This window comes from Massilia sp. Masssp94 (genome assembly GCF_059491305.1).
The window spans coordinates 5,160,572-5,175,427 of the sequence record NZ_CP168501.1 but is presented as its reverse complement, the minus strand read 5'-3'; the positions used below and the strand labels follow the sequence as shown (position 1 = coordinate 5,175,427).

The window sequence follows — 14,856 nt, the reverse complement described above, 5'->3', positions numbered from 1 at the left end:
TGGTAGGTTCGGCACTGCGAATACAGGCTAAAGCATAGCAGTTTTGTTGCTCTACGGCGATAAAACCGCAGTGAATGCACCGTACGCGGATCAAACGCGCAACGCCCGGCCTCCATGCGTTGCCAGATGGCCAAGCACGAGGCCCGGCAATGCGCTCAGGGCGGCCACCTCGTGGGCGGCGCCGATGGCGATCGCTTCGCGCGGCATGCCGAACACGACGCACGACGCTTCATCCTGGGCGAAATTGTAGGCGCCCGCGTTCTTCATCTCCAGCATACCCTGTGCGCCGTCTTTTCCCATGCCCGTCAGGATCACGCCGACGGCATTCTTGCCGGCCGCCTGCGCCGCCGAGCGGAACAGGACGTCCACGGACGGACGGTGGCGGTTCACGGGCTCGGACTGCTCGATCTTCGTCATGTAGTTGGCGCCAGATCGAGTCAACAGCAAGTGGGAGTGGCCCGGCGCGATGTAGGCGTGGCCCGGCAGTACACGCTCGTTGCCGGCGGACTCGACGACGCTGATCTTGCACAGCGAATCGAGGCGGCGCGCGAACGACGTGGTAAAGCCTTCCGGCATGTGCTGGGCGATCAGGATGCCGGGGCAGTCCGACGGCATCTGCATGAGGAATTCGCGGATCGCCTCCGTGCCGCCCGTCGAGGCGCCGATGATGATCAGCTTTTCCGACGACGTCAGCGGGCTGCGCAGTTGCGGCAGCGGGGTCGTGGCGCCGGCCGTGGCCGCATGCAGGGTGCGCGGCTTGATGCGGGCACGCGACGCGCCGCGGATCTTGTCCGCGATCAGTTCCGTGTATTCGCGCATGCCGCTCTGGATCGAGATCTTGGGTTTCGTCACGAAATCGACGGCGCCCAGTTCCAGCGCGCGCATCGTGATCTCGGAGCCGCGCTCCGTCAGCGACGACACCATCAGCACGGGCATCGGGCGCAGGCGCATGAGTTTTTCGAGGAAGTCGAGGCCGTCCATCTTCGGCATCTCGACGTCCAGGGTGAGCACGTCCGGGTTCGTGCGCTTGATCAGGTCGCGGGCGACGAGCGGATCGGGCGCGACGCCGACCACTTCCATGTCGGGCTGCGAATTGACGATCTCGGTCATCACGCTGCGGATCAGCGCGGAATCGTCCACGATCACCACTTTGATCTTTGTCATTGGTTTTGCCTTTCTCTTCAGAACAGGTCGACGGCGCCGGAGACGGGCGTGACCTTGAGGCGGCTGGCGTAATCGAGCTCGCGCTTCGCCAGCGTGTCGTTATGGGTCTGCATCAGTTTCTTGACGAGCACCTTGCCCGTGCGCGGGAAGAAATACACCTTGCGCGGGTAGATGTCGTTCAGGTCCTCGGCCAGCACGGGAATCCGTTCCGTCTTGAGAAACTGAATGACGAATGCGGCATTGCGCTCGCCCACGTTCATCGCGGAAAAGCCGCGCAGCACGGCGCCGCCGCCGAACACCTTCGCTTCCAGGTGCTCGCGCCGGGCGCCGGCCTTGAGCAGGTCATTGATCAGCACTTCCATCGCATACGTGCCGTAGCGCATCGAGGCCGAGACGGGGTTGCCCGGGTCGCCGCCGTCCGGCAGCATGAAGTGGTTCATGCCGCCCAGGCCCTTTACGCGGTCGCGGATGCACGCCGACACGCACGAGCCGAGCACCGTCACGATCAGCATGTCCTTGCCCGTGTAGTAGTACTCGCCGGGCAGGATCTTGGCTGCGTCGCAGTCGAAGGTCCGGTCGTAATAGACGTTGGTGGCGAAATGGCTGTTCGTTTCCATGGGCGTCAGCCTTGGTTCAATTCGTAGACCGTCTTGCCGCGCAGGCGCAGCGAGTCGGACACGTACAGGAAGTTCTCGGAGTGGCCGGCGAACAGGAGCGCGTCCGGCTTCATCAGGGGCACGAAGCGCGACAGGATCCTGCGCTGCGTGGCCTTGTCGAAGTAGATCATCACGTTGCGGCAGAAGATCGCGTCGAACGGGCCCTTGACGTCCCAGCCGTCGGCCAGCAGGTTCAATTGCCGGAACGTGATCAGCTGGCGCAGTTCCGGGCGCACGCGCACGAGGCCTTCCTGGGCGCCCTTGCCTTTCAGGAAAAAGCGGCGCAGGCGCGCCTGTTCCATCTTGTCGACGCGCTCGGCCGGATACACGCCGGCGCTGGCCGTGGCCAGCACGTTCGTGTCGATGTCGGTGGCGATGATCTGGACGGGTGGGCTCAAGGTATCGAACGCCTCGCACACGGTCATCGCGATCGAATACGGCTCCTCGCCCGTGGAACTGGCCGAGCACCAGATCGTGAGCGGTGCGCCGTGTTTCGCGCGCGCCTTGAGCGCGTGTTCGGCCAGCAGCGGGAAATGGTGCGCCTCGCGGAAGAACGACGTCAGGTTCGTCGTCAGCGCGTTCGTGAACGATTCCCACTCGGCCGGCATGCGGCCCGCTTCCAGCGCGTCGAGGTAGGACGCGAACGAGGCGATGCCGTTGGCGCGCAGGCGGCGCGCGAGACGGCTGTAGACCATTTCCTGCTTGCTGTCGGCCAGGGAGATGCCGGCGCGCTGGTAGATCAGGCCCCGCACGCGCTCGAAGTCGGCGCGCGTGAAGTTGAATTCCTTGCCCGTCTCCTGTTTGTTCGTATTGGTGGGCGGCACGTTATAACCTATGGATTGCTGTCGTTCTGCGGACCGCGTGCGGTCCGGGTGTGTTCCTTGCGCCGCGCAGTGTGTCTTATGCCGCCAACCGGTCCATCAGGCCCATCTCGCTGGACGACATCAGCTTGTCGATGTCGATCAGGATGAGCATGCGCTCGTCGACGGTACCGAGCCCGGTCAGGTAGTCGGAATTGAAGGCGGAGCCCATCTCCGGCGCCGGCTTGATCTGGTCCGGCGTGAGCGTGGTCACGTCCGACACGCTGTCCACGACCATGCCCATGATGCGGCCGCCGATGTTCAGGATGATCACGACGGTGAACTGGTCGTAGGTCGGCGTGCCCAGGTTGAACTTGATGCGCATGTCGACCACCGGGATGATGATGCCGCGCAGGTTGATCACGCCCTTGATGAATTCGGGGGCGTTGGCGATGCGGGTCACGGCTTCGTAGCCGCGGATCTCCTGCACCTTCAGGATGTCGATGCCGTATTCCTCGGAGCCGAGGGTGAAGGCCAGGTATTCGCTGCCGTTGCCGTCGTGGGCATCGTTCGGCTTGTTCGTCGATTGAGTGGACATGTCGGTTCCTTATCGGAGCAAAAGTAAGGGTTAAATCAGGAGATGACGGATTCGTCGGACAACTGGCGCGACGAGCGCAGCAGCGCGCCCACGTCCAGGATCAGCGCCACGCCGCCATCGCCGAGGATGGTGGCGCCGGAGATCCCGGCGACCTTGCGGTAGTTCGCTTCCAGGTTCTTCACGACGACCTGCTGCTGGCCGACCAGTTCGTCGACGAACAGCGCGGCCTTGCGCCCTTCCGCCTCGAGGATCACGAGGATGCCTTCGCACGGGTCGGTGATGCGCGGCTCGATGTTGAACATCTGGTACAGCGGGATCAGCGGCAGGTATTCGCCGCGCACCTTCACCACGCGGCCCTGGCCGTGGATCTCCTTGACGTCGGCGCGCGCCGGCTGCAGGGACTCCACGACGAAGCCCAGCGGCAGGATGTAGATCTCGTCGCCGCTGCGGATCGACATGCCGTCCAGGATCGCGAGCGTCAGCGGCAGCGAGATCAGGATCGTCGTGCCGAAGCCGCGCGCCGAGCGGATGTCGATGGTACCGCCCAGCGCCTGGATGTTGCGCTTGACGACGTCCATGCCGACGCCGCGGCCCGACACGTCGGTGACGATTTCCGCCGTCGAGAAGCCCGGCGCGAAGATCAGTTGCCAGACGTCGGCGTCGCTCATGTTGTCCGACACCGGCAGGCCGTTCTGCCTGGCCTTGGCCAGGATGCGTTCGCGATTCAGGCCGCCGCCGTCGTCGGCGACTTCGATCACGATGTTGCCGCCCTGGTGAGCCGCGGACAGGAACAGGCGTCCAGACTCCGACTTGCCGGCGGCCACGCGCGCGGCGGGCAGCTCGATGCCGTGGTCGATCGAGTTGCGCACCAGGTGCGTGAGCGGGTCCACGATGCGTTCGATCAGGCCCTTGTCCAGTTCCGTCGCGGCGCCGTTGGTGATGAAATCGACTTTCTTGCCCAGCTTGCCGGCGAGGTCGCGCACCATGCGCGGGAAGCGCGAGAACACGAAGTCCATCGGCATCATGCGGATCGACATGACGGCTTCCTGCAGGTCGCGCGTATTGCGCGTCAACTGCGACACGGACGCCAGCAGGCGCTGGTGCACCATCGGGTCGAGGCCGTCGCTGCGCTGCTCGATCATCGCCTGCGTGATCACCAGTTCGCCGACGAGGTTGATCAGCTGGTCGACCTTTTCGATCGACACGCGGATCGACGACGATTCGGAGCCCTGTGCGTGGCTGCCCTCGGCGGTCTTCTTGGCGGCTTTCTTTTCGGCCGCCGCCTCCGTCACTTCGAGCGGTTCCGGGCGTACCGGCTCAGGGCGCACCGGCGCGGGCGGCGGCGCCTCGGCCACGATGCCCGCTTCGCGGCGGATCTGCTCGATCGGCTGGAAGAAACCGTAGCCGAGTTCGTCCTCGGAACGCTCGTTCGTGGTGGCGTCCACCGGATCGGCCGGGTCGAAGAAACCGTAGCCCTGCTCGTCCTCGATGCGGGCGCGTTCCGCCGCTTCGCTGGCGCGCTGCTCGGGGGTGAGCGCGGGCGCCTCGAAGATCCTGAGGTCGTTCGGGTCGAGCACGAAGGAGCAGATGGCGATGATGTCGTCCAGGCTCTCGTGCGTCATGATGATCAGCGCCGTGCGTCCCGCTGCGAGCGGCACGACGGACACGCGGCCCAGCAGGCCGAGTTCGTCCACGAGCGCGTCGACGTCGCGCTTGGCGAGGTCGGGCAGCTCGATCTTGTAGCGGTGGGCGCCCTCGGCGACCTGCTGCTTCTGTTCCGCGTGCAGGAACGACGGCACGGTCGGCTGGTGCGTCGGCACGATCACGCCTTCGGACAGGTCGTGCAGCATCATGCGCACGTTGGCGACCGCTTCCTGGTCGACGTCCGCGCCATTGCGGTGGCCGTCGAGCTGCATCTTGAGGATGTCCTTGGCGGCCAGGAAGGCGTCCACGTGCTGGCTGGTGAGCGCCATCTCGCCCTTGCGGATGCGGTCCAGCAGGGACTCGAGCACGTGCGTCACTTCGCTCATGTCGGTCAGGCCGAAGGTCGATGCCCCGCCCTTGATCGAATGGGCGGTGCGGAAGATCGCGTTCAGGTCTTCCGGGTCCGGCGAATCGATATCGACGGCCAGCAGCAGACGCTCCTTTTCGGCGAGCAGCTCTTCCGCCTCGTCGAAAAAGACCTTGTAAAACTGGCTGATGTCGATGGTCATGTCATTATCCGTCTGGTGCGATCGGCGTGAAACGATCAGCCGATGACTTTCTTGACCACCTCGATCAGGCGCTGCGGGTCGAACGGCTTGACCAGCCAGCCGTTGGCGCCGGCCGCGCGGCCTTTCGTCTTCATGTCTTCGGACGACTCGGTCGTGAGCATGAGGATCGGCGTCTTCTGGTAGCCCGGCAGGCCGCGCAGCGACTTGATGAGGGTGAGCCCGTCCATCTTCGGCATGTTCTGGTCGGTCAGGACCAGGTCGACGGTCTGAAGCTTCGCCTTTTCCAGGCCATCCTGTCCGTCGACGGCTTCCACCACCTGGTAGCCCGCGGCCTTCAGGCTGAAAGCCACCATCTGGCGCAGGGAACTGGAATCGTCGACTGCGAGAATAGTTTTTGCCATCTTTATGCTCCTGCTGTTTTTTCTGTTGCCGTTATTCCGGCTGCTCGTTCTAGTCAGACAGGGTCAGAGCCCACCCGAGAAATTCGGGCTCTGACCCCATGGATTAAAATAATTCCACGTCGCCGCTTTCGAGATGCCGCTGCTCCACCGACTTGCGCAGCATACTCCGCAGCTCCAGCGACTGGATCGCCAGCGCCATGCTGACCTTACCCAGGCGCTCGACGATCTCGTCGCCGTCGCTCTCCGGCAGGATCTCGTCGCCATGCTCGGACAGCGTCGTCAGGAACTCGCGCAGGCCGGTCACGCGGCGCAGCGTGCGGTCCAGCAGCTGGCTCGTCATGTCCTGGAACTGCATGCTCGTCACGGCCGCGTTCACGTGGCCGGCGATCTCGCCCGACATGCCCGTCAGGCACGCACTGTCCTCGGCCGTCGGCGCCTGGCCCGCCAGCAGGCGGTTGATCGCCTCCTGGCGCGAGTCGACCACGTGGTGGATCGCCATGAAGCTGCTCGTCAGCTTCTCGATGGCTTCCTCCAGCAACAGCGTCGTCTGCACGAGGTCGGTCTCGACTTCGGACAGGTGGCGCCGGCCATGGTCGGAGACACCCGACAGGAGGCGCTTGACGTGTGACCCGAGAATCTTTTTTCTTGTCGTCATAAAATCCTCCAGAACTCCCGCCCGTTATTTCTTTCCGGCCGGCGCTGCCGCCGGCTGTGCCAGACCGCCCTGCCCGACGGGTGCCGCCACCCCGGCACCCTTTTCGACGGGTGCCGCCACCCCGGCACCCTTTTCGACGGGTGCCGCCACCCCGGCACCCTTTTCGACGGGTGCCGCCACCCCGGCACCCGTCGCTTCCGCAACAGCCTTGACCGCCGCGTCGGCGCTCTCGCCCGGCACATCCAGCGGCGTGCCGTCGTGCAGCACGGCGTTCTCGGTACGCTTGTTCATCACGAGAATGCTGATGCGGCGGTTGATCGGGTTGAACGGATCCGCGCGGTCGAGGTGGACGGCCGAGCCGAGACCCACCACGCGCAGGATCTTGGCGTCGGACAGGCCGCCATGCACCAGCTCGCGTCGCGAAGCGTTGGCGCGGTCGGCCGACAATTCCCAGTTCGTATACCCTTCGGCGGTGGAATACGGCGTGGAATCCGTGTGCCCCGACAGGCCGATGCGGTTCGGCACGTCGTTCAGCACGAGACCCAGCACATCGAGGATGTCGCGGGTGTACGGTTGCAACTGCGCGCTCGCCGAGGCGAACATGGGGCGGTTCTTTTCGTCCACGATCTGGATGCGCAGGCCTTCGCTCGTCACGTCGAGCAGCAGCTGGTTCTTGTACTTGCGCAGCAGCGGATTGGCGTCGATCGTCTGCTGGATGCGTTGCTTGAGCTCTTCCAGGCGCGCCGCCTCCTGCTTCTCGAGGGCTTCGCGCGCGGACTTCAGGTCCATCGATTTCTTGTTGGGCTCGATGTCGCCGTTCTTGACCTGGCCGTTGCGGCGCGTCAGGTCCTTGCCGCCGCCCTGCAGGATCGAGTTGCTGTTACCGGAGCCGGAGCCGCCCTGCATGGCGACTTTCAGCGGCGTCTTGAAGTAATTGGCGATGCCTTCCATGTCGCCCTTGGTCGTCGAGCCGAGCAGCCACATGAGCAGGAAGAACGCCATCATCGCCGTCACGAAGTCGGCGTACGCGATCTTCCAGGCGCCGCCATGGTGACCATGGCCGCCCTTCTTGACGCGCTTGACGATGATCGGCTTCTGGCCTTCGTCAGCCATGCCGCACTCCCGCGCCGATGTGGTCAGCTCGCACCATTACTTGCTCTTGGCCTTCTTGATGTGGTCCTCGAGTTCCGCGAACGTCGGGCGCTCGGTCGAGTACAGCACCTTGCGGCCGAATTCGACGGCCAGTGCCGGCGCGTAACCGTTCAGGCTCGCCAGCAGCGTCACCTTCACGGTCTGGAACATCTTGCTCGATTCTTCCAGCTTCTGCTCGAGCAGGCCGGACAGCGGTCCCACGAAGCCATAGGCCAGCAGGATGCCGAGGAACGTACCGACCAGCGCGTGCGCGATCAGCATGCCCAGCTCGGCCGGCGGCAGGCCCACGGATTCCATCGTGTGCACGACGCCCATCACGGCCGCCACGATACCGAACGCCGGCAGGCCGTCGCCCAGCTTCGCGATACATTGCGCCGGGACCGCACCTTCATGATGGTGGGTCTCGATCTCGTTGTCCATCAGGTTCTCGATCTGGAACGCGTCCATGTTGCCCGAAACCATCAGTCGCAGGTAATCGGTGATGAATTCGATAATGTGGTGGTCCGCCAGCACCAGCGGGTACTTCGAGAACACGGGGCTCTGCTCGGGGCCCTCGATGTCGCCTTCGATCGACATCAGGCCTTCCTTGCGTACCTTCGACAGCACGTCGAACAGCAGGGACATCAGCTCCATGTACATCTCGCGCGTGTACTTCGAGCCCTTGAACAGCGTGGGCAGCGCGCCCAGCGTCGCCTTCACCGCCTTGGGCGTGTTACCGACGAAGAACGCACCGGTAGCCGCGCCGCCGATCATCAGCAGTTCGAGCGGCTGGAACAATGCTGCCAGGTGACCGCCGGCCATGGCAAAGCCGCCGAAGACGCATGCGCAGACGATTACGTAACCAACAATGACAAACACGGGACTCCCGATGCGTGATTCCGGGGGTCGCCCGGATTGGATCCAAGTTGATGAATCCAAAGAGAAATATTTACGTAGGGAACTAGATTAGCTTGAGAATGGCCCACGGGCAAGTAAAAGTGCCCGGACCACCGTCAAAATTGCCAAAGAAAGAGAATTTTCTTACTGTTAGTCGTCACAATGCGACGGTCGGGCATTCTTCCGGGAATATCGAATTCGTAACTTAACAGGATGCTACCGGGCCGCATTTCGCTCTCCGCCTTGCGCCACAACCCGGCCATCGCGGCCGGCGACAGATAGGCGAACACGACGTCGTAGTGACCGAAATTCACCGTTTCGTAGTCGGCGCGCAGGAAGCGCGCGCGACTGCCCGACAGTTTGCCGCGCAGGCGGCTGACGAACCACGGCAGCGGCGCCAGTTCGATACCGTCCACCTGCGAATCCGGCCGGCGCCGCGCCAGGTCGAGCACGAGACCACCGAGGCCGCTGCCCACATCCGCGATCGCGAGCGGACGGTCCGTGGGCAACACACCGGCGACGGCATCCCGGGCAGCACGCCCGGACGGGTAGTACGGCACCTGCGTGCGGAACGTCGACCAATATATTAGAAGGAACAGCACGAACAATACGAGGAACACGCCCGGCGGCAGCTCGAAGCCGCGCGCCAGCAGCACGCCGGTCGGGAACACGAGTTCGATGGCCCGCCACCAGATGGCAAGCCGCAGGCCCCAGGCCAGCAGTGCGGCCAGGGCGCCCTGGACGAGGGCGACGCCCTCCCACGACATGTGGACGCCCGCACGGGCGAGCAGCCAGACGGCGATCAGGGTGAGAGGGAAAGCGCCGGCCTGGGCCAGCAGTGCGCGGACGGACGGCGCCGCGAACGCGCGGCGCGAGGCAGGCTGGGTCATCGACCTGGAGGGAAAACCGCTCAGGCAGCGGCGAGTGCGGCGGCGTCCTTGGCCTTGCGGGTCTTGCCGGCGCGCGAAGGCATGTGGCACAGGCCGCATTGGTAATCGTTGTTCAGGTCGAGGGCGTTGACGACGTACTTGCCCTGGCACTTGGAGCACGGTGCCAGCTGGAGCATATTGCCCTGGAAGAAGCGCACGAGGGTCCAGGCGCGGGTCAGCGACAGCAGCGGCTCTTCGCCCGCGGCCGGCGGCATTTGTTCCAGGTACAGCTTATAGGCTTTCATCACGGCCTCGATACCCGTTGCACCGGCATACTCGACCAGGAATTTATAGATGTTGATGTACAGCGAAGCGTGGATGTTCGGTTGCCACGTCAGGAACCAGTCGGTCGAGAACGGCAGCATGCCCTTCGGCGGCGACACGCCCTTCAGTTCCTTGTACAGCTTGATCAAGCGCTCGCGCGACAGGGAGACTTCGCTTTCCAGCAGCTGGAGGCGTGCACCGAGCTGGATCAGTTCGATGGCGAGCTGGATTTCCTGGGCTTCCGAGACGACGCTTTTCTTGGTCATGCTGTTCTCCGTGACTTCGATTCTGATTGCGGGCTGCGGGCTGAAATTCGGGGTCAGAGCGCAAAAAAGCAACTTCGCGCTCTGACCCCCGGCTCCGTTTTCTGCCGGGGGTGTGCGGTGTTCGGTGTTAGGCGATTTCTTCAGCGGGCTGGCCGGCCATCAGGATGGCGGCGTGCGACTGGGCCAGGGCGCGGTCCTTGCTGTGGCTCGTCAGCATGCCGAGGATCGCGGCGTCGTCGAAGCGGAAGCGGGCCAGCATCATGTTGCCGCCGGCGAGTTTCAGGATCTGCGCGTTGCTCATGCCTTCGATCAGGTCGGCGATGTCGGCCGAGATGCCGAGACGGAAGATTGCGGTGACCTTGTCTGCGCGGATCATCTGCTGTGCCAGCATCAGGTAGCTCAGGTTCGCATCACGAATTTCAGCCATCATGTCGTTCGCAGTCATTTCCATCTCCGTTTGATCTATCTGTGAGGCGTTGTGTGTTGCCAGTGAGATAGATTCTGACTGTGAGGAAACTTTTGGAGAATAGGAGAGTGTCTGTATTTTTCGTCCGGCAAAGACGAGATCGATCCGTAGGAGTTTGTCTGACAAACCCTGCCGAATCGTGGTGGCTCCCCTATGAAAAGGGGCCGGAAGAATGATGTGCAACCAGGGCGCTTTCCTGCCCTTCGACGTCGCCAACAACGTATTGCTGTGTTGGTTTACGTCAACAGTTTCGGGAACTTTAGGGTTCCTCAAAAAAAATTTTTTGTCCCTAAAGCAACCCTACTGACTCGTTATCGGACCGTTTTTGCCGAACTTTAGGGTTTCGACAAACTTTTTTTGATCCAATCCTCGTCATCTGAGAGGGTTATCGGCAGCCTTTAGAGAAACTTTAGGGTTTTCGCCAAAATTTTTTCGAGACCCTTTCCCGGGTATCTGGATGGGTTATCGGACGGGTTCCGGAGAACTTTAGAGTCCGGACCAAAAAATCCTGAAAATTTTTTCCTGCGCCCGATTGATGCAAAAGTGGCTACACTTCCCGCATGAACCCACCTCTCCATGACATCGCCGCCGTCACCACGCGCGCGGCCTGCCTCGCGCTCGACGCCGCCGACCCGGTGGCACCGCTGCGCGACCGTTTCGACCTGCCCGAGGGCGTCATCTACCTGGACGGCAATTCGCTGGGCGCCCGCCCGCGCGCCGCGCTCGACCGCGCGCGCGACGTCGTCGGCCAGGAATGGGGCCAGGGACTGATCCGCAGCTGGAACACGGCCGGCTGGTTCGCCCTGCCCGGCCGGCTGGGCGACCGCCTCGCCCCGCTGATCGGCGCCGACGCCGGCGAAGTGGTCGTCACCGACACGACGTCGCTGAACCTGTTCAAGGCGCTGGCCGCCGCGCTGGCGATCCAGGCCGACCGTCATCCTTCCCGCAAGGTTCTCGTCACGGAACGCAGCAACTTTCCCACCGATATCTATATGGCGGACGGTCTCGCGCGGTGGCTCGACCGCGGCTACCGCATCCACCTCGTCGATTCGCCCGAGGAACTGGAAGCGGCCGTCGACGCCGATTGCGCCGTGTTGATGCTCACACACGTGAACTACCGCACGGGGCGCATGCACGACATGGCCGCGCTGACCCATCACGCGCACGCCCGCGGCGCCCTCGTGCTGTGGGACCTCGCCCATTCGGCCGGCGCCGTGCCGGTGGACCTGAACGGGGCCGATGCCGACTTCGCGGTGGGCTGCACCTATAAATACCTGAACGGCGGTCCGGGTTCCCCGGCCTTCATCTGGGTGCCCAGGCGCCACCAGGCCGCGTTCCGGCATCCGCTCACGGGCTGGTGGAGCCACGCGGCGCCGTTCGCGATGTCGCACGGGTTCGAGGCCGCCGAGGGCATCGGGCGCGCGCTGTGCGGCACGCAGCCGGTCGTGTCGCTGGCGCTCGTCGAATGCGGCCTCGAGATCTTCGAGGCGACCGACATGGCCGCGCTGCGCGCGAAATCGCTGGCGCTGACCGACCTGTTCATCGCGCTGGTGGAAAGCCGCTGCGCCGCGCACCCGCTGGGGCTCGTCACGCCACGCGAACACGCCGCGCGCGGGAGCCAGGTGAGCTTCACGCATCCGCACGGCTACGCGGTGATGCGGACGCTGATCGCGCGCGGCGTCATCGGCGACTACCGCGAGCCGGAAATCATGCGCTTCGGCTTCACGCCGCTGTACACCAGCTTCGCCGACGTCTGGGATGCCGTCGAGATCCTGCGCGACATCCTCGGCCGCGAGGACTACGACACCCGCGCCGAACGCAGCGCCGTGACCTGAGGAGCGATCGTGGACAAGGACAAGAAAGACGCGCAATGGCACGGCGCGCAGATGGATTTCAGCCGCAGCATGAGCTACGGCGACTACCTGGGCCTGGACCAGATCCTGTCGGCCCAGCACCCGCTGTCGCCGAACCACAACGAGATGCTGTTCATCGTCCAGCACCAGACGAGCGAGCTGTGGATCAAGCTGATGCTGCACGAGCTGCAGGCCGTGCGCGCCCACATCCGCGCCGACGACCTGCCGCCGGCTTTTAAAATGCTGGCGCGGGTGGCGCGCATCATGGACCAGCTGGTGCACGCGTGGGACGTGCTGGCCACGATGACGCCGCCGGAATACAGCGCGATCCGCCCCTACCTGGCGTCGTCCTCGGGCTTCCAGTCGTTCCAGTACCGCGAGCTGGAATTCATCCTCGGGAACAAGAACGCCGCCATGCTGGCCGTGCACAAGACGTCGCCCGAGCACCACGCGCTGCTCGAACGCGAACTGCACGCGCCGTCGATCTACGACGAAGCCGTGCGGCTGCTGGCCCGTACCGGCCTCGCAGTCGCACCAAGCCGGCTCGACGCCGATCCGACGCAGCCGACCGTCCACGACGACAGTGTGATGGCCGCGTGGCTCGAGGTCTACCGCGACCCGGAGCACCACTGGGCCCTGTACGAACTGGCAGAAAAGCTGGTCGACCTGGAGACGGCCTTCCGCTTCTGGCGCTTCCGCCACGTGTCGACGGTGGAACGCATCATCGGCTTCAAGACGGGCACGGGCGGCACGGCGGGCGTGAGCTATCTGCGCAAGATGCTGGACGTCGTGCTGTTCCCCGAGCTGTTCGCGCTGCGCACGGCGCTGTAGCGGCGCGCCATCGTACAATGGCCGGCAAGACCACACTGGAGCGAACATGAAGTGCGACATCCTGACCCTGGCCGGCCTGTGGAACTCGGGCCCGCAACACTGGCAGACGCATTGGGAACGTAAATATCCCGCCTGGACACGGGTGCCGCATCGCGACTGGAACAACCCCGACCGGGACGAATGGGTGGCCGAACTGGATGCCGCCATCGCCGAGTGCGAGGGCCGGCCGATCCTCGTCGCGCACAGCCTCGCGTGCATGCTGGTGGCGCAGTGGGCGCAGTCCGGATCGAAGCTCAAGATCGCCGGCGCCTTCCTCGTCGCGCCGAGCGACGTCGAAGCGGCGTCCTACCCGATCGATGCCAACGGGTTCAAGCCGATCCCGCTGGCGAAGCTGCCGTTCCCGTCGATCGTCGTCGCCAGCAGCAACGACGAATACGTGGCCCCGGACCGCGCGCGCAGGTTCGCCAGCGCGTGGGGCAGCAAGCTGGTCGAGATCGGGCCGGCGGGCCACGTCAACGGCGGCAGCGGCTACGGTCCATGGCCGGAGGGCGAAGCGATGCTCGACGAATTCTGCCGCGACCTGAACCCGTAACGCCGGACGGCACGATGACCCCGGCGCGGGCCAGCGCGCTCGACGCGCGCTTCTCCCTCTACCTCGACCTCGCGCGCGCCTGCGCCGCGCTGGCCGTCGTGGTGGCGCACTTCGGCTATTTCCGCATCTTCGACGACGCCCAGATCGCCCGCATTCCCGACTTCGGGCGCGAGGCGGTCATCGCGTTCTTCGTGCTGTCCGGCTTCGTGATCGCGTACAGCGCCGAACACAAGAACCTGACGGCGCACAGCTACGTCGTGGCCCGCGCGGCGCGCCTGTATTCCGTCGTGCTGCCCGTGCTGGCCCTGGCCTTCATCCTGGCGACGGTCGTGCAGGACGTGCTGCACGTGCCCATCGGGGATTCGTACGAACTGCGCCGCCCCTGGCTGTACGTGCCGTTCCATCTCGCCTTCCTGGGCGACGTATGGAGCCTCGTCGAGCGGCCGCCGTGGCTGATCCCGTACTGGTCGCTCGATTACGAAGCCTGGTATTACGTGCTGTTCGGCGTCTTCCATTTCACGCAGGGGCGGCGCCGCTGGCTCGCCGCCGGTGCCGTGCTGGCGGTGGTCGGCCCACGCCTGTGGCTGTTGCTGCCCGTGTGGCTGTCCGGCGTCGCGCTGTACCGCCTGCAGGGCCGCCTCGCGTTCGGCGCCACCCTCGCCCGCGCCGGCTGGGCGCTCTCCGTCGTCCTCATATTCCTGTGGGGCTGGTTCGACCCGGAACCGTATCTGCGCGACGTCGCCAACGGCCTGTGGCCCTTCGCCGGCATCCGCATGGGCAGCGCCGACCGCGTGCTGGCCGACTACGCCGTCATGCTGCTCGTGCTGCTGAATTTCGCCTGCGCGCGCCAGGCGCGGTTCGACGCCCTGCTGCGGCTGGCGCGTCCGATCCGCTTCGTGGCCGGGCATACGTTCACGCTGTACCTGTCGCACGGGATTGTGATCGGCCTGTGGCAATCGCTGCTGCCGATCGAGCGCGGGGCGGCGCACGAGATGCTCGCGATCGGCACCGCGATCGCTGTCGTGGCGCTGGCGCTGAATCCGCTCACGGAAGCGCTGCAGCGCGGGTTGCGGCGCGTGTTCGACGCCGCACTCGCGCTGGGTGCGCGCGGAATGGGCCTGCGGACCTGAATCCAGGTCG

General features: G+C 64.7%; 16 protein-coding genes. 4 read left to right on the top strand and 12 right to left on the bottom strand.

The features are described from left to right. Positions 1 to 90: 90 nt before the first annotated feature. The 12 genes from ACEN9G_RS22970 to flhD all read right to left on the bottom strand — a co-directional run bounded on the left by ACEN9G_RS22970 (position 91) and on the right by flhD (position 10,419). Positions 91 to 1,164, bottom strand: a complete 1,074-nt coding sequence (locus ACEN9G_RS22970; protein WP_413342043.1) for a protein-glutamate methylesterase/protein-glutamine glutaminase — start codon at positions 1,162 to 1,164, stop codon at positions 91 to 93. A 17-nt stretch (positions 1,165 to 1,181) separates the two neighbouring features. After that, positions 1,182 to 1,781, bottom strand: a complete 600-nt coding sequence (gene cheD / locus ACEN9G_RS22965) for a chemoreceptor glutamine deamidase CheD (RefSeq protein WP_259447559.1) — start codon at positions 1,779 to 1,781, stop codon at positions 1,182 to 1,184. 5 nt (positions 1,782 to 1,786) lie between these two features. After that, on the bottom strand, positions 1,787 to 2,644 hold the full coding sequence (locus ACEN9G_RS22960; protein WP_413342040.1) for a CheR family methyltransferase: 858 nt from the start codon (positions 2,642 to 2,644) through the stop codon (positions 1,787 to 1,789). Between the two features lie 76 nt (positions 2,645 to 2,720). Continuing rightward, positions 2,721 to 3,218 (bottom strand): chemotaxis protein CheW, encoded by a 498-nt coding sequence (locus ACEN9G_RS22955; RefSeq protein WP_413342039.1) that lies wholly within the window; start codon positions 3,216 to 3,218, stop codon positions 2,721 to 2,723. Between the two features lie 35 nt (positions 3,219 to 3,253). Further along, positions 3,254 to 5,431, bottom strand: coding sequence for a chemotaxis protein CheA (gene cheA / locus ACEN9G_RS22950; RefSeq protein ID WP_413342037.1), 2,178 nt, complete (start codon positions 5,429 to 5,431; stop codon positions 3,254 to 3,256). Positions 5,432 to 5,466: 35 nt separating this feature from the next. Then, the gene (locus ACEN9G_RS22945; RefSeq protein WP_036230353.1) at positions 5,467 to 5,832 is read right to left on the bottom strand and encodes a response regulator; all 366 of its coding nucleotides are present in this window, start codon (positions 5,830 to 5,832) and stop codon (positions 5,467 to 5,469) included. Positions 5,833 to 5,935: 103 nt separating this feature from the next. Beyond that, on the bottom strand, positions 5,936 to 6,487 hold the full coding sequence (locus ACEN9G_RS22940; protein ID WP_413342035.1) for a chemotaxis protein: 552 nt from the start codon (positions 6,485 to 6,487) through the stop codon (positions 5,936 to 5,938). A gap of 24 nt (positions 6,488 to 6,511) precedes the next feature. Then, on the bottom strand, positions 6,512 to 7,600 hold the full coding sequence (gene motB, locus ACEN9G_RS22935; RefSeq protein WP_483127009.1) for a flagellar motor protein MotB: 1,089 nt from the start codon (positions 7,598 to 7,600) through the stop codon (positions 6,512 to 6,514). A 36-nt stretch (positions 7,601 to 7,636) separates the two neighbouring features. After that, positions 7,637 to 8,497 carry a flagellar motor stator protein MotA gene (motA, locus tag ACEN9G_RS22930; protein ID WP_413343927.1) on the bottom strand — a complete coding sequence of 287 codons (861 nt, stop codon included), beginning with the start codon at positions 8,495 to 8,497 and terminating at the stop codon, positions 7,637 to 7,639. A gap of 134 nt (positions 8,498 to 8,631) precedes the next feature. Continuing rightward, a complete protein-coding gene (locus ACEN9G_RS22925) occupies positions 8,632 to 9,405 on the bottom strand; it encodes a class I SAM-dependent methyltransferase (RefSeq protein ID WP_413343925.1) in 774 nt (257 codons plus the stop codon). Positions 9,406 to 9,425: 20 nt separating this feature from the next. Further along, positions 9,426 to 9,974, bottom strand: a complete 549-nt coding sequence (gene flhC, locus ACEN9G_RS22920) for a flagellar transcriptional regulator FlhC (protein ID WP_259447566.1) — start codon at positions 9,972 to 9,974, stop codon at positions 9,426 to 9,428. Between the two features lie 127 nt (positions 9,975 to 10,101). Further along, on the bottom strand, positions 10,102 to 10,419 hold the full coding sequence (gene flhD, locus ACEN9G_RS22915) for a flagellar transcriptional regulator FlhD (RefSeq protein ID WP_036230363.1): 318 nt from the start codon (positions 10,417 to 10,419) through the stop codon (positions 10,102 to 10,104). A 581-nt stretch (positions 10,420 to 11,000) separates the two neighbouring features. Here flhD and kynU point away from each other — a divergent pair. The 4 genes from kynU to ACEN9G_RS22895 are packed head-to-tail and all read left to right on the top strand — an operon-like array spanning position 11,001 to position 14,846. Then, positions 11,001 to 12,275, top strand: coding sequence for a kynureninase (gene kynU / locus ACEN9G_RS22910; RefSeq protein WP_483127008.1), 1,275 nt, complete (start codon positions 11,001 to 11,003; stop codon positions 12,273 to 12,275). Between the two features lie 51 nt (positions 12,276 to 12,326). Continuing rightward, positions 12,327 to 13,124 carry a tryptophan 2,3-dioxygenase gene (kynA, locus tag ACEN9G_RS22905; RefSeq protein ID WP_413344494.1) on the top strand — a complete coding sequence of 266 codons (798 nt, stop codon included), beginning with the start codon at positions 12,327 to 12,329 and terminating at the stop codon, positions 13,122 to 13,124. Positions 13,125 to 13,170: 46 nt separating this feature from the next. After that, complete coding sequence (locus tag ACEN9G_RS22900) at positions 13,171 to 13,716, top strand: RBBP9/YdeN family alpha/beta hydrolase (protein ID WP_413344490.1); 546 nt, start codon at positions 13,171 to 13,173, stop codon at positions 13,714 to 13,716. Positions 13,717 to 13,730: 14 nt separating this feature from the next. After that, positions 13,731 to 14,846, top strand: coding sequence for an acyltransferase family protein (locus ACEN9G_RS22895; RefSeq protein ID WP_413344492.1), 1,116 nt, complete (start codon positions 13,731 to 13,733; stop codon positions 14,844 to 14,846). Positions 14,847 to 14,856 lie beyond the last annotated feature (10 nt).